Source organism: Vibrio sp. 14G-20 (genome assembly GCF_026241515.1).
Lineage (GTDB): Bacteria > Pseudomonadota > Gammaproteobacteria > Enterobacterales > Vibrionaceae > Vibrio.
Genome location: NZ_JAPHPW010000014.1, coordinates 125,348 through 145,139, shown reverse-complemented (window position 1 = coordinate 145,139; position 19,792 = coordinate 125,348). Strand labels below are relative to the sequence as shown.

Annotated in this window: 18 protein-coding genes; 6 read left to right on the top strand and 12 right to left on the bottom strand. The window is 43.6% G+C overall.

Features of this window, described 5'->3' with window-relative positions:
- Positions 1-123 precede the first annotated feature (123 nt).
- Positions 124-645 (top strand): prepilin-type N-terminal cleavage/methylation domain-containing protein, encoded by a 522-nt coding sequence (locus OQJ75_RS14260; RefSeq protein WP_265973184.1) that lies wholly within the window; start codon positions 124-126, stop codon positions 643-645.
- A gap of 58 nt (positions 646-703) precedes the next feature.
- Here OQJ75_RS14260 and OQJ75_RS14255 read toward each other — a convergent pair whose 3' ends face one another.
- Entirely contained in the window at positions 704-1,549 is an 846-nt protein-coding gene (locus tag OQJ75_RS14255) for an ion transporter (protein WP_265973186.1), read from the bottom strand.
- A 149-nt stretch (positions 1,550-1,698) separates the two neighbouring features.
- Positions 1,699-2,337, bottom strand: coding sequence for a YchE family NAAT transporter (locus OQJ75_RS14250; RefSeq protein ID WP_265973187.1), 639 nt, complete (start codon positions 2,335-2,337; stop codon positions 1,699-1,701).
- 639 nt (positions 2,338-2,976) lie between these two features.
- Here OQJ75_RS14250 and adhE point away from each other — a divergent pair.
- Entirely contained in the window at positions 2,977-5,682 is a 2,706-nt protein-coding gene (gene adhE, locus OQJ75_RS14245; protein WP_248372240.1) for a bifunctional acetaldehyde-CoA/alcohol dehydrogenase, read from the top strand.
- 186 nt (positions 5,683-5,868) lie between these two features.
- On the opposite strand, the gene OQJ75_RS14240 is transcribed toward adhE, so the two are convergent.
- From OQJ75_RS14240 to sodB, 3 genes are all read right to left on the bottom strand, one after another.
- On the bottom strand, positions 5,869-6,552 hold the full coding sequence (locus OQJ75_RS14240; RefSeq protein ID WP_265973192.1) for an SDR family oxidoreductase: 684 nt from the start codon (positions 6,550-6,552) through the stop codon (positions 5,869-5,871).
- Between the two features lie 279 nt (positions 6,553-6,831).
- A complete protein-coding gene (locus OQJ75_RS14235; protein WP_265973193.1) occupies positions 6,832-7,335 on the bottom strand; it encodes a VC2046/SO_2500 family protein in 504 nt (167 codons plus the stop codon).
- Positions 7,336-7,582: 247 nt separating this feature from the next.
- The gene (gene sodB / locus OQJ75_RS14230; RefSeq protein ID WP_004734050.1) at positions 7,583-8,167 is read right to left on the bottom strand and encodes a superoxide dismutase [Fe]; all 585 of its coding nucleotides are present in this window, start codon (positions 8,165-8,167) and stop codon (positions 7,583-7,585) included.
- A 269-nt stretch (positions 8,168-8,436) separates the two neighbouring features.
- Here sodB and OQJ75_RS14225 point away from each other — a divergent pair, with 269 nt between their 5' ends.
- Positions 8,437-8,775: a Grx4 family monothiol glutaredoxin gene (locus OQJ75_RS14225; protein WP_009848715.1), complete on the top strand. Its 339-nt coding sequence runs from the start codon at positions 8,437-8,439 to the stop codon at positions 8,773-8,775.
- A gap of 98 nt (positions 8,776-8,873) precedes the next feature.
- Positions 8,874-9,503 (top strand): DsbA family protein, encoded by a 630-nt coding sequence (locus OQJ75_RS14220; RefSeq protein WP_265973208.1) that lies wholly within the window; start codon positions 8,874-8,876, stop codon positions 9,501-9,503.
- Between the two features lie 193 nt (positions 9,504-9,696).
- Here the strand turns inward: OQJ75_RS14220 and OQJ75_RS14215 are convergent, their stop codons facing one another.
- Together OQJ75_RS14215 and rnt are read right to left on the bottom strand one after the other, a co-directional pair.
- Positions 9,697-11,022, bottom strand: a complete 1,326-nt coding sequence (locus OQJ75_RS14215; protein ID WP_026084414.1) for a Na+/H+ antiporter family protein — start codon at positions 11,020-11,022, stop codon at positions 9,697-9,699.
- Positions 11,023-11,086: 64 nt separating this feature from the next.
- Positions 11,087-11,731 (bottom strand): ribonuclease T, encoded by a 645-nt coding sequence (gene rnt, locus OQJ75_RS14210; protein ID WP_017632534.1) that lies wholly within the window; start codon positions 11,729-11,731, stop codon positions 11,087-11,089.
- A gap of 188 nt (positions 11,732-11,919) precedes the next feature.
- Here rnt and motY point away from each other — a divergent pair, with 188 nt between their 5' ends.
- Positions 11,920-12,801 carry a flagellar protein MotY gene (motY, locus tag OQJ75_RS14205; RefSeq protein ID WP_017632535.1) on the top strand — a complete coding sequence of 294 codons (882 nt, stop codon included), beginning with the start codon at positions 11,920-11,922 and terminating at the stop codon, positions 12,799-12,801.
- A 103-nt stretch (positions 12,802-12,904) separates the two neighbouring features.
- Here motY and OQJ75_RS14200 read toward each other — a convergent pair whose 3' ends face one another.
- Both OQJ75_RS14200 and gloA read right to left on the bottom strand, forming a co-directional pair.
- Complete coding sequence (locus OQJ75_RS14200) at positions 12,905-13,339, bottom strand: DUF2753 domain-containing protein (RefSeq protein ID WP_004734047.1); 435 nt, start codon at positions 13,337-13,339, stop codon at positions 12,905-12,907.
- 198 nt (positions 13,340-13,537) lie between these two features.
- Entirely contained in the window at positions 13,538-13,954 is a 417-nt protein-coding gene (gene gloA, locus OQJ75_RS14195) for a lactoylglutathione lyase (RefSeq protein WP_004734046.1), read from the bottom strand.
- Positions 13,955-14,716: 762 nt separating this feature from the next.
- Here gloA and OQJ75_RS14190 point away from each other — a divergent pair.
- Entirely contained in the window at positions 14,717-17,470 is a 2,754-nt protein-coding gene (locus OQJ75_RS14190; protein ID WP_176680198.1) for a cation-translocating P-type ATPase, read from the top strand.
- Between the two features lie 179 nt (positions 17,471-17,649).
- On the opposite strand, the gene nth is transcribed toward OQJ75_RS14190, so the two are convergent.
- From nth to rsxG, 3 genes are all read right to left on the bottom strand, one after another.
- Positions 17,650-18,285, bottom strand: coding sequence for an endonuclease III (nth, locus tag OQJ75_RS14185; protein WP_176680197.1), 636 nt, complete (start codon positions 18,283-18,285; stop codon positions 17,650-17,652).
- A 183-nt stretch (positions 18,286-18,468) separates the two neighbouring features.
- A complete protein-coding gene (locus tag OQJ75_RS14180) occupies positions 18,469-19,161 on the bottom strand; it encodes an electron transport complex subunit E (RefSeq protein ID WP_076656929.1) in 693 nt (230 codons plus the stop codon).
- Positions 19,161-19,790 (bottom strand): electron transport complex subunit RsxG, encoded by a 630-nt coding sequence (gene rsxG / locus OQJ75_RS14175; protein WP_048662060.1) that lies wholly within the window; start codon positions 19,788-19,790, stop codon positions 19,161-19,163. Before rsxG ends, OQJ75_RS14180 begins: the two co-directional genes overlap by 1 nt.
- Between the last annotated feature and the right edge of the window lie 2 nt (positions 19,791-19,792).

The window sequence follows — 19,792 nt, the reverse complement described above, 5'->3', positions numbered from 1 at the left end:
CAACTCCGTTATTACTTAATTGTAGTTGCAATAACGGGGCGGACCATACATTTTTTGTTTCTGATGACAGAAGCCTGACTTTAAAACCTTACCTTTCGTGCGTCTTAAAGTTGGAGCTAGAAAATGAAAGCAAACCTTAAAGGTTTTACTCTTATCGAGTTGATTGTTGTTATCGTCATTATTGGTGTTTTAGCGGTTGTTGCAGCACCTAGGTTTTTAAACATACAACATGATGCTAGGGCTTCGGTTATGGAAGGATTGGGAGCATCTGTCCATACTGCGGCTGATTTGGCGTTTGAAAAAGCCGCCGTGGAAGGTATGGAAGACCAAGAATCATATTTGATTCCTGAGTATGGGCGAGTGAAGTTTGGTTACCCCGCGGTTGAAAAAGGGGGAATGGAAAACTTTTTAGCGATTGATTCAGGGTTTCATGACCTGACTACTGAGTGGACATGGGCAGCGCATAATAATGGCTCAGTGAGTGACCCAGACCTGTGGCTGATTACCCGGTCGGAATATTTGTCGGACGTTCTTCCTAATGACTTCAATACCGCTATCGAGAGGACCCAATGCTACCTGAAATACACGGCCGCAATGGAAGCAAATGATGACTACCAAGTGGAAGTTTTCACAGACGGCTGTTAGTTGCTTTAGTTAGATAGTTAAGAAAAAAAAGAGCTCTTAGGAGCTCTTTTTTTGGTTTTTATTCGGTCTCGTCGGTGACGACCCGCTTGTCTGGATCTGCTAATTCGCTAGCACAGTGCTTGCAATACATCGCGTCCGAATCATGACCCGCTCGGTTGCAGTTAGGACACTTAACCAACTCTTTGTGTGAGTTCATCTCATTACTGAGTTCTGCGGTAATGATCCCGGTTGGCACCGCTAAGATAGAGTAACCCAACAGCATGGTAAGTGAAGCGATCGCTTTACCTAACGCGGTTTGGGGGATCATGTCACCGTAGCCAACCGTAGTGATGGTTACAATTGCCCAATAAATACTGTGGGGAATACTGGTGAAGCCATTTTCTGGTCCTTCAATAACAAAGATCAGAGCACCAAAGATTACGACTAAGATACCTACAGTGCTAAAGAAGATCAGTATCTTCCGTCTCGCCATCAAAAGTGAACGCAGTAATATGTTGGAATCTTGAAGGTAGCGAACTAGCTTTAGGATTCGGAAAATACGCATCACACGTAGCAGCCTTACCACACCCATAAATGAAGCGCCTGGGAAGATGATCGCTAGGTAGGTTGGAAGAATCGCCAATAGGTCAACGACACCATAAAAGCTGGTGGCATAAGATTTTGGTTTCGGAGAACAATATAGTCGCAGTAAGTATTCGAGCGTAAAGAGGGCTGTAAAACTGTATTCAATGTAGCGAAGCTCTTGCGACCACTCTGTCATGACGTTGGGGATCGATTCTAAGATCAGCACCAATAGTGAAACTAATATTGCAATGATCAATGATATATCAAATGCACGCCCAGCTGGCGTATGAGTACCAAAGATAATGACGTACAAATGATGCTTAAGAGGCTGACGTGACATAGGTTAAGGATCATCTTTTGTTAAATATATTAACTGTGATTATACAAGCTTCATAATAATGAGGCGAGTGAAAGCCCAATCACTTTACTCGCCTCATCTATATTTCAATATTGTTGCCCTTTATAGAGCAACCGAAATACCGCTAAACGTTATGCCAAACCTGGGAACAGATTACGTAGGCCATTGGCGATGAACTCGATGCCCAATGCGCCAAGAATTAAGCCCATGATACGTGTAATAACGTTGATACCCGTTTGCCCTAGGAAGCGAACGATAACCGGCGCTGAACGGAACAAAAGCCAAGAGCAGGTTGCGAAAGCAATAATACTAATACCTATGCCTACTGTATCAATAACAGCAGGGTAGCGAGATCCATAAACAATGGTCGAGCTGATTGCACCCGGACCTGCCATTAGCGGCATAGCAAGTGGAACAACGCCGATTTGCTCTTTGCTGATGTATTCTGATTTCTCTTGCTTGTTCTGTTTATCTTCACCGAGCTTACCGCTCATCATCGAAAACGCGATGCTCAGTAATAGCAAGCCACCAGCAACACGAAATGAGTCTAGTGAAATACTGAACATATCAAGCAGCATTTGCCCCGCAACAAGCGACACAATCAAGATCACGGCAACAGCAATGTTTGCTTGCAAGGCTGTCCTGTTCCTCTCTTCCGGCGGCATATGAGCCGTAAGAGAAACAAAAACAGGCATGATGCCGATAGGGTTTACGGCAGCAACAAGCCCAAGGAAGAATTGCATAAAGATTGCGAGTTCTAAGCCTTGCATGAGAGCGATCTCCAGTTAGCGTACTTTAAGGTTGAAGGGTTGATCTGTGAATAGTCTAGGCGCGTAATGTAAGGGACAAACCAAATTTTCACGAATGAAAAAAACTAACTTGAAATAGGCGATTCTTTTTAGAAAAACTAATTGAATCTCACTTTTGTTTTAGCCTTGTTGCGAGCTAGTCGTTAGTGTTTTATTTTGTGACTTCTTATTGAGTAACTGTTAACTCGCGCACGAAATTAATAAAAATTATGTCAGAATCTAGCCCGTGCAACGGTATGGATATACTCTCAGTAGCACGAATATAGCTGTATACATGTAATTTAACGGACTAAAAATGAAACTTTTTTACATTTTATTACGCTATGTAAAAAAAAATTGTCTGTTTGCTTGTTTTTTGCGCGTACGAAAAGTGTGGCTTTAATCTAAGTAAATCATGATCTTAAGTTCACTTTTGCGATTGCCTTACTACTTTCTGGTTAATTCTTTTTGGGTAACTGATCTGGGTCAATTTTTTTCACACCGTGAAATAATATACTCAGCCCTGAAAGCAATTTACTAAGAACGCTGATGTTTAAGGTTAAAGGCAAGCAGCGAATTTAATAAAAAGTTTTTAATATTTATTATTTTAGGAGATCCACCATGCCTGTAACTAACCTAGCGGAACTTGATGCTCTAGTAGCACGCGTTAAAGCAGCACAAGAAGAGTTTGCTACATTCTCTCAAGAGCAAGTAGACGCAATCTTCCGCGCAGCTTCTCTTGCTGCTAACCATGCTCGTATTCCTTTGGCTCAACAAGCCGTTGCTGAATCTGGAATGGGTATTGTTGAAGATAAGGTTATCAAAAACCACTTTGCATCTGAATTTATCTACAACAAATACAAAGACGAAAAAACATGTGGCATCTTAGAAGAAGATGACAACCTAGGCACAATGACAATCGCTGAGCCTGTAGGTATCATCTGTGGTATCGTTCCAACAACGAACCCAACTTCTACAGCAATCTTCAAGTCTCTAATTTCTCTTAAGACACGTAACGGTATCATCTTCTCACCACACCCACGTGCAAAGAACTCAACTAACGACGCTGCTAAACTTGTTTTAGACGCGGCTGTTAAAGCGGGCGCTCCAAAAGACATCATCGGTTGGATCGACCAACCATCTGTAGAGCTTTCTAACGCGCTGATGAAGCACGACGGTATTGCGCTTATCCTAGCTACTGGTGGTCCAGGCATGGTTAAAGCAGCATACTCTTCAGGTAAGCCTGCTATCGGTGTTGGTGCTGGTAACGTTCCTGTAGTTATCGATGAAACAGCTGACATCAAACGTGCTGTAGCATCTATTCTTATGTCTAAAACATTCGACAACGGCGTTGTATGTGCTTCTGAGCAAGCTGCAATCGTTGTTAGTGAAGTTTATGACGAAGTTAAAGAGCGTTTCGCTTCTCACAAAGCTCACGTTTTATCTAAAGCTGACGCTGATAAAGTACGTAAAGTGCTTCTTATCGACGGCAACCTAAACGCTAAAATCGTAGGTCAACCTGCTCCAGCAATCGCTGAAATGGCTGGTGTTAAAGTTCCTGCTGATACAAAAGTACTTGTAGGTGAAGGTCTTGGTAAAGTTTCTTACGATGACGAATTCGCTCACGAGAAACTATCTCCAACTCTAGGTCTGTTCCGCGCAGACGACTTCGAAGACGCAGTTGCTCAAGCGGTAACTATGGTTGAAATCGGTGGTATCGGCCACACATCTGGTCTTTACACTAACCAAGATACTAACGCAGACCGCATCCGTTACTTCGGTGACAAGATGAAGACGGCTCGTATCCTAATCAACATCCCTACTACTCACGGTGGTATCGGTGACCTGTACAACTTCAACGTTGCACCTTCTCTAACTCTAGGTTGTGGTTCATGGGGTGGTAACTCTATCTCTGAGAACGTAGGTCCTAAGCACCTTATCAACAAGAAAACTGTAGCGAAGCGAGCTGAAAACATGTTGTGGCACAAACTACCTAAGTCTATCTACTTCCGTCGTGGTAGCCTTCCAATCGCAATGAGCGACCTAGAAGGTAAGAAACGCGCATTCCTAGTAACTGACCGTTTCCTATTCAACAACGGTTACGCAGATGACGTAGTTAGCCTGCTTAAAGCACAAGGCATCGAAGTTCAAACTTTCTTCGACGTAGAAGCGGATCCAACACTATCTGTTGTTGAGAAAGGCGCTGAAGCAATGAAGAGCTTCCAACCTGACGTAATCCTTGCTCTAGGTGGTGGTTCTCCAATGGACGCTGCTAAGATCATGTGGGTTATGTACGAGCACCCAGAAACTCACTTCGAAGAACTAGCAATGCGCTTTATGGACATCCGTAAACGTATCTACAAGTTCCCTAAAATGGGTCAAAAAGCTGAGCTTGTATGTATCACTACAACTTCAGGTACGGGTTCAGAGGTTACTCCATTCGCTGTTGTTACAGACGACAAGACTGGTGCTAAGTACCCACTAGCTGACTACGAAATCACGCCAAACATGGCTATCGTTGATGCGAACCTAGTAATGAACATGCCTAAGTCTCTAACAGCGTTCGGTGGTTACGATGCAGTAACTCACGCTCTTGAAGCTTACGTATCAGTTCTTGCGAACGAATACTCAGATGGTCAAGCTCTTCAAGCTCTTAAGATGCTTAAAGAATACCTACCATCAAGCTACAAAAATGGTGCGGCTGACCCAATCGCTCGTGAGAAAGTACACAACGCAGCAACTATCGCTGGTGTAGCATTTGCGAACGCATTCCTAGGTGTGTGTCACTCAATGGCTCACAAAATTGGTGCTGAGTTCCACCTACCACACGGTCTTGCTAACGCACTACTTATCTCAAACGTTGTACGTTACAACGCGAACGATAACCCAACTAAGCAGACTGCATTCTCTCAGTACGACCGTCCACAAGCTCGTCGTCGTTACGCTGAAGTTGCTGACCACCTAGGCCTGAGCCAAGCTGGTGACCGTACTGCTCAGAAGATTGAACGTCTACTGACTTGGTTAGAAGAGCTTAAAGTTGACCTAGACATCCCACTATCTATCCAAGCTGCGGGTGTTAACGAGTCTGACTTCATCGCTAAACTAGATGAGCTAGCTGTTGAAGCGTTCGATGACCAGTGTACAGGTGCTAACCCACGTTACCCTCTAATCACTGAGCTAAAAGAAGTTCTAACAACTTCTTACTTCGGTCAACCATACGTTGAAGGCGAAACTTTCGAAGGTACTACAGTTATCCTTAAGAAAGCAGACCAAAAGCCAACTGAAGCGAAAGCGCCAAAAGCTAAAAAAGAAAAAGCTAACGCATAGTAAGTAAGCATTAGTTTTGAGATAAGTTTTCGCTAGCACGATACTTATCTATCGGGAAAAGATGAAAGCCCCAGTCGAGAGACTGGGGCTTTTTTTATGTTTGGTTCGTTTGTAAAACGGATTGAAAGGCAATAGCTCTGCTACTCGATTTGAGTTGAGTCAGCCATGTTCACTTGGAGTTGAGAGTTAAACCTCAGCCGCGACTACTCTCCCACTGAAGTAGTCATTCGAGACAATGTATTCAGTGGTTCGGGTCAGCTCGTCTTGCAGCTGAGCCCAGTGACATCGGTTGAGCTTGCCATCGGAGTTATGAACGGCGGGAACAACACCACCAACTCGGATACCAAAGGGAGTCAACTCTTTCGCCCAGCTATGGGTAAAGCCTGTGATCATTGAGTTGGCGCTCTCTAAGCCGGACACATCATGAAAGTCGTCATGAGATATCACATTCACAATCACACCTTCTTTATCTTCCTCTCTTAATCTCTCTGCACTGATTTGCCCAAATGCGAACAGGGTCGATGCCATCGATGAGAGATCATTAATAAAGCTACTGACAGGTTGATCGCCAATCAGACTTGGCATCGGAGAGCTTATCCAATTATTGACCAGTACATCGGGTGAAGTGTTGAAGGTGGTTTGAATAAAATCATATACGCTGAGAATCGCTTGGCTGTCATTGCTTTTGAGCGTGTAGTGGTAAACAGAGTCAGAAAAGCGGGCACACTGTAGATACGTCGCCTGAAGTGCTTCCGTATCTTTATCACAAAGGATGACGGTGGCTCCAAGGTTAACAAAGTGGTTCGCAATCGTCCCTCCCAGTCGCGAGCCGGCAGATGTCACCAATATGATTGAGCTTTTTATTTCCATCCCAGTACCTAAACAAATCGTCCATGTCGGATAAAGATGGGTTAAATTTCATACAATGGGTGTGAATTGGTTCAAACTAAGGTGCGCCAGTTAATAAGTTTTTATGAACTTAGTGACAGGTCACATTTTGTGGTAACTTCAAGCGGTAACCGACATCTGATGTTTTTAGGTTGCCTAAGACTAGTGGTTCATATCACTCGTATGAATAGTTTGAAGTGTGCGAGTTAATCGAAAAATCGCTGTGAATGGAAAGTGAAAAAGAGGAAAGGTAGGTGACCGCTATACTTGAGCTTGAATTTGATACTGACGTTGCGCGGTTGTTAGCTCATTATAGAGCGTAGCATGCGGCAAATCAGGGAAATGCTTGTTCGCGAGTCTGCGTCGCTCATGACCAGAAAGGTTTTGGTAAACCTCTTCGGGTAAGTCGGCCGTATCTTCAGGCATGAAGGCAAGCGCTTCCGGTTTCAAGTAATGGCTTAGCTTTGCACTGGCAAGGCTAGCTTGATGAAAATGATTAGATTGCTGAGCTGAAATCTCATACGACGACTGGTTTGAACGCAGTTGTTGAGGCTCTGCTACGCCAAATTGTTTGCGCAGGCGATCTTCATTTGTTTCTGTAACTTCAATGGTGTCAATTGGCGTGCAATCTCGAACATCATTAGAAAACATAGATAGCAGCAACGCGAAATCTGCACGGCGACCTTGCTCAACCGCTTGGCTGATCCCGGTACCGAACTTCAGTTCGTTGATGATTCCTGCTTTGTCTAAAGTATGTATTTGCATGACGCCTCTCATTTGATACACCTTTAACGGCATGGAGTCGGCAAACTTTAGTCTTTAATTACAGGCGAATAGAGAATTTATGCAGGGCGATTAAGAAAGGTAAGAATCGGTTAAAAAGCAGGCTTGATTGGCTAATTTGTTTCGTAATGTTCGTATTGATAGGAATACGACAGATACAAAAAAGCTCACGCCAAGGCATGAGCTTTTAACAGGTAACTCGCTATAAATAGCGCAGCGTAAGCAATAATTACTTAGCTAGGTTCTCTTCTACGAAAGACCAGTTTACTAGGTTCCAGAATGCAGCCATGTAGTCAGGGCGAACATTGCGGAAATCGATGTAGTAAGCGTGTTCCCATAGGTCAACAGTTAGAAGTGGAGTAACACCTTCTTCTGTTAGAGGAGTAGCAGCGTTAGAAGTGTTAACGATGTCTAGAGAACCGTCAGCTTTCTTAACTAACCAAGTCCAAGAAGAACCGAAGTTGTTGATTGCTGAATCAGTGAATTTCGCTTTGAATTCTTCGAAAGAACCGAATGCAGCGTTGATAGCTTCTGCAACAGCGCCAGTTGGTTCGCCGCCTGCTTTAGGAGCAAGACAGTGCCAGTAGAATGTGTGGTTCCAGATTTGAGCAGCGTTATTGAAAACACCACCAGTAGAAGTCTTAACGATCTCTTCTAGTGTTTTGCCTTCAAACTCAGTACCTGGGATAAGGCCGTTTAGCTTAACAACGTAAGTGTTGTGGTGCTTACCGTGGTGGAAATCTAGCGTTTCTGCTGAGATGTGTGGTTCTAGCGCGTCTTTCGCGTAAGGAAGAGCCGGTAGTTCAAATGCCATTGCTCAATTCTCCATTGATATGAAAGAGTTAACTCTTTCGATTGCTTCCAGTGATATTATTATTCATGGCTCGCTATACTGCCAACCATGGTCAATTTGCTGACTTGCGATATAGTTTAGCAAGTTTTTACTTTATTAAAAGCTTATTTCATTACTTTTGTGTGAATTGTTAGCTTAGCTTGTTAACCTCTTTTTTTATATGGTTTTTATTCTTTTAGTTTGGGGTAGAATAAAGGTAATAAAAGCCGTAATCCATTAACGAGGAAGCAATGGAAACTATCGATAAAATCAAACAGCAAATTGAAGAAAACACTATTCTACTGTACATGAAAGGTTCTCCTAAGCTACCTAGCTGTGGTTTCTCTTCTCAAGCGTCTCAAGCTCTAATGGCATGTGGCGAAAAATTTGCTTACGTAGATATCCTACAAAACCCTGATATCCGTGCAGAGCTTCCTGCTTACGCACAGTGGCCAACTTTCCCACAACTTTGGGTTGAAGGTGAGCTAATCGGTGGTTGTGACATCATTCTTGAGATGTTCCAAAAAGGCGAACTTCAGCCAATCGTTAAAGAAGCAGCGGCTAAAGTTGCTGGCGATGACGCTGAATAAGTTCTAGCCTTTGCGCTGAATAGTTAAAATGAGGGGCCTTAATCAGGCTCCTTTTTTGTTTGAATTGATCGAATCATTGACTCGATAAGGAATGAACAATGAACGTAAAACTTCATTATGTGCATGATCCAATGTGCAGCTGGTGCTGGGGTTACAAGCCAACACTTGAGTTATTGAAACAACAATTGCCTGCGAGCATTGAGTTTAACTATGTAGTGGGTGGTTTGGCCCCGGATTATGATGAGCCAATGTCAGAAGAGATGAAAGACAAGCTGCAAGCGATTTGGAAGCAGATCGAAGCTAAGCTAGGTACTGAGTTTAACCATGAGTTTTGGACTGAGTGTAAGCCTGTCCGCAGCACTTACCCAGCGTGCCGTGCTGTAATTGCCGCTGGTTTTCAAGACCACTACGAAGCGATGCTTGAAGCGATTCAACATGCTTATTACCTTCGTGCGATGCTGCCTCATAGCCAAGATACGCATTTGCAGTTGGCTGAAGAGCTAGGCATGAATGTTCAACAGTTTGAAAATGACCTTTCTAGCAAGTTATTGGAAAGTGAGTTAGATGACCAGCTAGGCTTTAAAGAAGCGATGGGTGTATTTTCTTACCCGACCTTGATGCTTGAAGTGAACGGCATCTTTAGTGAAGTTGAATTGGATTACCATTCAACGGAAGCGACGCTTAAGTCTATTCGCGAAATTCTAGTGAGTAATGCTCCCGCTGCGTAATTCAGCGAGAGTTGTCTGTATTGACGCAATGATTTCTAAGGCTTACTCATAAGAGTAAGCCTTTTTTGTTTGGTGTCGCTTGTTCATTGAGAGTGAGAGGAAGAAAGAGTGAAACGAATCCCAGAGACAAAAAAGACCGCACGAGGCGGTCTTTATAAAAGTGAGCGTAGGACTGTTTAGCTACAGAACCTAATTACAGAACCATCGCTGCAATCCAACCGAATACGATCAGTGGGATGTTGTAGTGTAGGAACGTCGGTACTACGGTTTCCCATACGTGCTCGTGTTGACCATCAGCATTAAGACCCGATGTAGGACCTAAGGTTGAGTCAGAAGCAGGAGAGCCCGCATCACCAAGCGCTGCAGCTGTACCTACTAGAGCAATCGTTGCCATTGGTGAGAAGCCAAATGCTGCTGCTAGTGGAACGTAGATAGTTGCAAGGATTGGAATCGTAGAGAACGAAGAACCAATACCCATAGTTACCAGTAGACCAACAATTAGCATAAGTAGTGCAGCTAGAGGCTTGTTGTCACCGATGCTGGTTGAAAGCGCTTCAACCAAAGATTCAACGCCGCCAGTTTGCTTCATTACTGCTGCGAAACCTGCCGCTGCAATCATGATGAAACCAATCATTGCCATCATGTGAACGCCTTTGGTGAAGACATCTTGTGTCTCTTTCCAAGCGATTACGCCACCGAAGGTGAATACCATGAAACCAGCAAGAGCACCGATGATCATAGAACCCGTCGACAGTTGAACCGTTAGTGCTGCAACGATACCTGCCGCCGCTACTAGAATGTGCTTCTTGTTGATCTCTTTTGTCTCAGTTGAAACAATCGTGTGAGATGTTTCTTTGTATTGACGAGGCTTACGGTAAGTAAAGAATACTGCCGTTAGAAGGCCGAAGATCATGCCGGCAGCTGGTAACAACATCGCCATTGGTACTTGGCTTGCTACAACGTTTTCAAGACCATTGTCGTGAAGGTTTTTAAGCAGGATGTTGTTTAGGAAGATGCCACCAAAACCAATCGGCAAAACCATGTAAGGTGTAATCAAACCAAAAGTCAGCACACACGCAACCAGACGACGGTCTAGGTTCATTTTTGCGAATACGCCTAATAGAGGTGGGATTAAGATTGGGATGAAGGCGATATGTACCGGAATCACGTTTTGCGAAGACATGGTCACTAAGATCAAAGACGCAAGGATGCCGTATTTAAGACCAGTCGATGCTGCACTGTTCTCTTTGCCGTGAATGCGTTTGATAACGCTTTGAGCAAGTAGGTCTGTGATACCAGAACGTGAGATAGCAACAGCGAATGTACCAAGCATAGCGTAGCTAAGTGCAATTGTTGCACCGCCGCCTAATCCACTTTCGAAAGCCGCGACTGCGTCGTTCAAGCTCATACCAGAGGCTACGCCACCGATAATTGCACTGAACGTCAGAGCAACGACTACGTTTACACGCATCAAAGCTAAAACAAGCATGATGCAAACTGAAATTACAACAGGATTCATATTATTCTCGGGATGTTGTGTTTTTATGAAGGCAATACGAAAAAACGTTTACCGACTCTATTTTTTATTCTTCGTCAACAAGAGGCCAACCACCAAGGGCTTTCCATTTGTTTACTATGCCGCAAAATAACTCTGTGGTTTTTTGCGTATCATACAAAGCAGAGTGTGCTTCTTTGTTGTCAAATTCCATCCCTGCAGTGCGGCAAGCTTTAGCCAAAACGGTTTGACCGTAGGCAAGACCACTAAGAGCTGCAGTGTCAAAAGTTGCAAATGGATGGAACGGGACGCGTTTAAGCTTACAACGCTCACTTGCCGCATTAACGAAGTTCAAATCGAATGTAGCATTGTGAGCGACCATGATTGCACGACTGCAATCTGAAGCTTTTTGTTCTTTTCTCACTAGCTTGTAGATTTCTTTAAGGGCTTCTTGTTCCGACACAGCACCACGTAATGGGCTAAATGGGTCTTTAATTCCGTTAAAGTCTAATGCTGCCTGCTCTATATTTGCGCCTTCAAAAGGCTCAATGTGAAAATGAAGCGTTGATGCAGGTTGCAGATCTCCGTTCTCATCCATTTTTAATGTAATGGCACAGATTTCTAATAATGCATCGGTTTCTGCGTTAAACCCTGCGGTTTCCACGTCGATGACCACTGGAAAATAGCCGCGAAAGCGTTTTTTTAGGGTCAGAGCTTCGTTTTCTACAGTCATGTTAGCCCAAATAAGTGTGATTAAGGCTGCATTATTGCAGATAATAGCAGTGATAAAAACTAGGGAAGGGCAATAAATCATAAATTAGCCGACCCATTGCGGCTTGATAATTGCATATTTAAACGCGAGAGAAAAATGCGGCAATTGGCTGCATTGTTAAACGAATTGCTTAAGAGATACTCCACTTTATGAAGAAACAACTCATAACAGGTTCAATGCTATTTTCGCTTCTTATGTCGTCATCGGTAATGGCACAAGAAAAGCGTTACGGAGCATCTCCTCAACAGTCAACGTGGGAGATGGTGGCTAACACGCCACTAGAATGTCGCTTAGTTCATCCTATCCCAAATTTTGGTGACGCTGAGTTTTCATCTCGTGCGAGTAAAAAAATCATTTTGGACTTTGAGCTTAAAATGCGCCGCCCAATGGGTGCGACTCGCAATGTCAGCTTGATCTCCATGCCACCACCTTGGCGTCCGGGCGAAAGTGCGGATCGCATGACAACCATTAAGTTCTTCCAACAATTTGATGGTTACGTAGGCGGACAAACCGCTTGGGGTATCTTGAGTGAGCTGGAGAAAGGGCGCTACCCGACATTCAGTTACCAAGAGTGGCAAAGCCGAGATCAACGTATCGAAGTGTCGTTGTCATCGGTGTTGTTCCAAGAAAAATACAATGTGTTCAGTGATTGTGTTGCCAACTTACTGCCTTACAGCTTTGAAGATATCTCTTTCACTATCTTGCATTACGACCGTAACAGCGATCAGCTGAATAAGTCGTCACGTAAAAGGCTGAGCCAGATTGCTGATTATGTTCGCTACAACCAAGACATTGATCTTGTGCTGGTGGCAACGTACACCGACTCTGTCGATAGCAAAGGTATTAGCCAAAACCTTTCAGAGCGCAGAGCTGAATCGTTGAGAGAGTACTTTAAATCTCTAGGCTTGCCAGAAGACCGTATTCAAGTACAAGGTTATGGTAAACGTCGTCCAATTGCCGATAACAACTCGCCAATTGGTAAAGACAAGAACCGACGTGTTGTAATCTCATTGGGTAGAACGCAGGTTTAGCGCCAATAAAATCTAAAGCTCAAATTAAAAAGCCCGTCGTCATGACGGGCTTTTTGTATCTGAATCAATAGGCTAAATATTTCGTCTGTGAAAGGGGGCTTGCTTAGTTTAAGCGGAAGCGAGCGATCATTTCACAATTGGTCGCGGTATCGATCTTTTCCACCATAGAAGCAATTTTAGGGTTGGGATGGCGTTTCATGAAATCGATAAGCGCTTTCTTACAGCAACCAATAGAATCGATAAAGCTGGAACATTGCGTGTTAGGGCACTGAGGGATCAGAGTCAGCACTTTTTCTGAAGCCAGTTGAAGATACTTAAGTTCGTACTCTGTATCACCGGCCCAGCGCCAGAATTGCGCAAGATTGTGGCAAGAAATCACTGAGATAAGTAGGCGTTCATCGGCCTGAATATCGGTACGTTCTGTGATTTCTTCGCTTAAGTTCAATGCTTGCTGATAGTGAAGAATACTTCGTACAGGATCATCGAGCTGCAATGCCGTATCGGCGAGTAACGTGTGTTTTTCCCATTCGCTAATCATTGTATTACCTCACTAATCAATAGGTGGTTAATTTAAATGATAATCATTATCATGTAAAATTTCATCAGTGAGATTGTTAATAATAATTGGTAAAGAATATCGATTGTGGGGAGAGTGATAAAAAAGAAGCGAGCACTATGCTCGCTTCTTTATTCATTTCATCAGGCGTTTAGCCTAATCTCGCAAGGTAATTAGGGGTTAACCTTCTAGACCTGCACTTGCTTGTTTGTTTTGAATCAGCTCAATCATGTAGCCGTCAGGATCCTTAACGAATGCGATGTGTGTAGAACCGCCTTTTACTGGACCAGCTTCACGAGTCACGTTTCCGCCTGCTGCTTTAATCGCGTCACACGTTGTGTAGATGTCATCAACACCGATAGCTACGTGGCCGAAAGCCGAACCAAGGTCGTATTCCGTGGTGCCCCAGTTGTAAGTCAGCTCAATTACTGCGCCTTGAGATTCGTCGCCAAAGCCAACGAAAGCCAGTGTGTATTCGTACTCTTTGTTTTCGTTCTTACGTAATAGCTGCATGCCCATTACATTGGTGTAGAACTCGATAGATTTGTCTAGATCACCCACGCGTAGCATGGTGTGTAAAATACGACCGTTTGACATGATTTGCTCCTAGCTTTTTATTGGTTGTTTCTTTTATAGCACTATATATGAGCAAGCTCATAAGCAACACCAAAGAGATGACAAGTTTGGTCATATTTTCTTATTCCCATCATCTGTCTTACTCTCCGTCTCTACCTTTTTTTATTTGTATTACAATAAAATCAAAGGAAACGGCATTCTTAATTTGTCCATCACTAGAGCCTAGTTCGAGATTTTGCATAAGTAGTAAGTTCAAGTGTTGCTATTTTTCGTGAGGTCCAAGAGTAGCCTTAGTTATTGAATTGTGATTTGTATCTCCATCTTGTTACTGAACCGCCTTCATTTTTACAATTAGCATCTAACTTTCCATTTTATCAATTTATGATTACGCCAATATTTCCCTGTTTATAGAAAGGTTATTCCGATGTTTTACTTCGTTATTAAGGAATTTTCGATAAATTACACCAATAACCAGTGGTTTTTACGAAGTGATAAGGAGTGTTTATTTTTTGCACTTACTCTTATTAAACAATGGGTTGAGTTTTCATTGTTGGTTTTATGTTTGATATTTTGGATTGTTATGTTTTTAAAGTGGTTGTCAAGTGTGTATCAAGTGTTTTTTTGTGATCTTTGCTAAATAGAGAATCCTTAATATATAGTTTTTCAAGCGCACTAAATCGACTAAATATTCATTTTTGATTTGTGCGATTTTTTTATCATATAAAAATAAGTATTATTTTATTACATTAGCCTCGATGTGAGGCATTGATGTGGAGTACTCAAATGACGAGTAAATGGTTTACACAACAAAGTTCAGATGTTCTAAAGGAACTGAACGCGGATCAAACTACAGGTTTATCAAATTCTGAAGCGGATGCACGCTTAGAGAAGCACGGTACCAACGAGCTGACAGCACAAGAGTCTGCGTCTGCATGGGAACTGTATATTCATCAATATAAAAACCCACTGATTTTTATTCTAGCTGTTGGTGCAATCGTTTCTTGGTCTACTGGCCACGCCATTGATGCTATCGCTATTGCAGTGATTATTCTTATTAATACTGGTATTGCATTCTGGCAGGAGTTTAAAGCTCAGAAAGGGATGGAAGCGCTAAAAGAAATGGCAGCTCCAGAAGCCGAAGTGATGCGAGATGGTAAATGGATCAGTGTTCCAGCGAAAACCCTCGTTCCTGGTGACATCATTAAAATTAATACTGGCGATATTCTGCCAGCTGATGTTCGTATTCTTGAGTCAAACCGTCTGACGGTCGATGAGGCAGCGCTGACCGGTGAATCTGAGCCAGTGAATAAGCAGTCTGAACGCCTTGAAGATGAGACTCTTGGTCTTGGCGATCAGAAGAACATGGGCTTCATGACAACAATAGTGACTACGGGTACAGGCCTTGCTGTTGTAACAAGCACAGGTATGCAAACTGAAGTTGGTCACATCGCTGATATGATGAACCAAACGGAAGAGACGAAAACACCAATGCAAGAGCGTATGGACACTATCGCACTCGCATTATTGGTTGTTGCTCTTGTGGTTGTTGCTATTGTTTGTGCTATCGGTGTTTACCACGGTATGCCATGGTTAGAAATTCTAACAACAGGTATCTCTTTGTCGGTTGCCGCTATTCCTGAAGGTTTGCCAACGGTGGTTACTATCGTATTAACGATGGGCTCGACTAAGATGGTTAAGAATAATGCATTGGCTAAACAGCTAGCAGCAATCGAAACGCTAGGTTCTACAACTGTTATCTGTTCAGATAAAACAGGTACGCTGACACAAAACCAAATGCAGGTAATGAAAGCGTACGATGTGTCTGGTCGTTACTGGGATGTGTCAGGTAAAGGTTTTGATCCAAAGGGTGAATTCATTACCAAAGGTCACAATGTCGAAGCGACAAACAGCCCTGCAATGATGAAAGGTCTTGTAGTTGCAACACTTTGTAATGATGCTGAATATGTAAATGCTGATGGTAAATGGACGGTTCGTGGCAACCCGACAGAAGGTGCACTAATTGTTGCAGCGGCAAAAGCTGGTCTTAAACAAGATGAAATGCTATCAACGGGAGGCTACTCAATCGTTAAGAAGTTCCCGTTCGATTCTGGTCGTAAGATGGCTTCTGTTATCGTTCGTGACCCACAAGGTAAGCACTTCCTAGCATTGAAAGGCGCGCCAGATGTTGTTCTTGGTAAATCAACTAGCTTCATGGTTGACGGTGGTTTCGTACCAACGCTTGGCTGTGGAGTATCAGGCAACTTGGCTCTCGATACTGCACCGTCTCAAGATCTTCATTTAAACTTTGAAGAGGCAATCCAAACCTTTGGTGGTGATGCTCTGCGTACACTTGCCGTTGGTTTCCGTGAATTAAAAGAGGAAGAGCTAGAGTTAGACTTCCCTGAGCTTGAACAAGACGTCAGTATCCTGGGTATCTATGGCATCATGGATCCACCACGCCCAGAAGTGCGTGATGCAGTAAATAGCTGTTATAGCGCTGGTGTTCGTACGGTAATGATTACCGGTGACCACGCAGTTACGGCAGCAGCGATTGCTCGTGAAATCGGAATCATCCGTAGCGAAGATGATCTAGTGGTAACGGGTACTGAGCTTGATCAAATGGATGACGAGAAGCTGTTGTCTATCTGTTCTCAGGTTGCAGTATTTGCACGTGTTACTCCAGAGCACAAGCTGCGTATCGTAAAAGCGCAGCAAGAGAACAACGAAGTTGCCTCTATGACCGGTGACGGTGTGAACGATGCGCCAGCACTGCGTCGTGCAGACATTGGTGTTGCGATGGGTATTACAGGTACGTCTGTTGCGAAAGACTCAGGTGACCTTATCCTGTTGGATGATAACTTCAGTACTATCGTGAAGGCGGTACGTCAGGGTCGTCAAATTTTCGATAACTTACGTAAGTTTATCCGCCAAGCACTTACAGCGAATGTGGGTGAGGTTTCGGTAATCCTATTTGCATTCCTACTCATGGGACCAGATGTAGTACTTCCGCTAACTCCACTAATGATTTTATGGGTTAACCTCGTTTCTGATGGTCTACCAGCACTCGCACTCGGTGTTGAGCCAGAAGAGAAAGATCTCATGGAGCGTAAGCCAGGCAAACGTGACCAAGGCTTCTTCTCTAATGGTCTAGGCGCTCGTATCCTAACTCGTGGTCTCGCATTAGGTGGTCTAAGCTTTGTGACATTCTCTTACGCACTCGACGGTGGCTACAGTGCTCAATACGCACAAACCGTTGCGTTTTTAACACTGATCTTTGCTCAACTTTGGAGCTTGTTCGATGCACGTACGTTTACAACGATTTATCGTAAGAATCCGTTCACTAACCACTACCTACTTGGTGCGGTGGCAGTATCGGCTATCTTGTCTTTAAGCGTTGTTTACACAAGCTTCGGCCAGCTGGTATTCAGCACAGAAGCACTAGAGTTTGATCACTTAATATCGTTAATCTTCATTGCAGCAGTACCAACATTTGTTCTATCTGCTATCAAGGAAGTGACTAAAGTGAAGTTTATCTAAGACAGACTTCTTAGCTAAATAATTGAATCCCGCCCCAAAAGGCGGGATTTTTTATGCCAGTTATCTTGGGAACGTAGAATGAGAAATGAAAACTGATATAGAGGCGGCTTCTAGAGAGTCATAATAAAAAGCAGCGCTTTAAGCGCTGCCGTATTGATTAATCGTTGTGAACGGAAAGACTAATCTTCGGTCTTCTCTTTGAACTCACATAGGTCTTCAATGATACAACTGCCACAGCGTGGTTTACGCGCGACACAGGTGTAACGTCCATGAAGAATGAGCCAGTGGTGGACATCCAATTTGAATTCTTTTGGAACCACTTTAAGTAGCTTGGCTTCGACATCATCGACTGTCTTACCCATAGCGAGCTTAGTGCGGTTCGATACACGATAGATGTGAGTATCAACGGCAATAGTTGGCCAACCAAAAGCGGTGTTGAGTACAACGTTAGCTGTTTTACGACCAACGCCAGGAAGGGCTTCTAATGCCGCACGATCTTCCGGCACTTCACCGTTGTGTAGGTCAAGCAGCATTCGACACGTTTTAATGGTGTTTTCTGCTTTTGAATTAAACAGGCCGATTGTCTTGATGTACTCTTTCAAGCCGTCAACACCTAGGTCGAAAATGGCTTGTGGAGTATTGGCCACTGGGTAAAGCTTATCCGTTGCTTTGTTGACACTGACATCGGTTGCCTGTGCTGATAAAAGTACCGCGATCAGCAACTCGAAAGGACTGTTCCAGTTAAGCTCAGTCTCAGGTTTTGGATTGTTTTCTCTTAAACGCTCAAGTATTTCTACTCGTTTTACATTGTTCATAGCGACATTACTTTCAAATAGTTAGGGCTTGAGTTCCGGAGTTGGTATTCAATAAACTCTCAATGCTCAGGCTTTATCATCGGTTACGCGCTCTTATGAGCGTCATTATTATGTGTACTTGGTCAATCAAATTACCTGCTGAGCGGTTGAGCTACTCAGCAGGGTTTAAGCTACTGTAACTTATTAAGCATTGGTAACGCGAGCGCGTTCAATGACTGGTTTTTCTTGTTTAGGCTGTCTAGATTTTGCTTGGTTGTCGATGATGTTTTTCAACGCAATCAAGAAACCAACACCAATAAAGGCACCTGGCGGAAGCAGGGCTAGCAAGAAACTGTTATCAAATTGGAATATCTGTATTCGTAACACAGAAGCCCAATCACCAAGAAGCAGGTCTGCACCATCAAACAGAGTGCCGTTACCAATAACCTCACGCATTGCACCCAGTACAACCAGTACCGATGTCATGCCAAGACCCATCCAGAAACCATCTTGAGCAGCAGGTAGCACTTCGTTTTTAGACGCGAAGGCTTCAGCTCGGCCAATGATGATACAGTTGGTTACAATCAGTGGGATGAAGATACCCAAAGACAGGTAAAGGCCATACGCGTAAGCATTCATCAGAAGCTGAACACAGGTTACCAGTGATGCAATGATCATTACGAAGACTGGAATACGCACTTCTTTTGGCACGTGGTTACGAACTAGAGAAACAGCAACGTTCGAACCGACCAATACAAGCAGAGTCGCAATACCCAGTCCAAGTGCGTTCGTCACCGTTGAAGACACAGCCAACAGAGGACATAAGCCAAGAAGTTGAACTAGGGCAGGGTTGTTAGCCCACATGCCATTTTTGATTAGTGTTTTATGGTCACTCATTATTCACCACCACAATTTAGAGGTTGAGCAAGCAATGCTTGGTTGTTTTGGTTAACGTATTGAACCGCTTGTTTAACTGACTTCACAACCGCTCTTGGAGTGATAGTAGCGCCAGTAAATTGGTCGAAGTCACCACCGTCTTTACGAACCTTCCAACGGTCTAGATTAGAATCCGTCACTTGCTTACCTGCAAACGAAAGAATCCAATCACTCACACGCAGATCAATTTTATCACCCAAGCCCGGAGTTTCTTGGTGAGAAAGCACGCGAGTACCTAAAATAGTACCGTCGATTTTCATCCCAACAATGACTTTAATCGCGCCATTGTAGCCGTCTGGTGCAATCGCTTCGATCGCAATCGCGCTTGGCTCACCATTAAGTTTGGCGATGTAAGCTGGCATCGCTTGCTCAGTACCAAGCTCTTCTGCTTGAACTAAAGTACAAGACGAAAACAGTTCGTTGTCGTGAAGATCGTGCGGGATCACTTGGTTAAGAACAGACAGTAGTTGAGCCTGTTCTTGCTGTTTGATCTGATCTTTGGTCAGGTAGTGCGTTACCGCAACCAAACCAGTTGAAGCACAGGCAAAAATCGCGAGTACAAGGCCGTTTTTCTTAATAGCATTTAGCATGG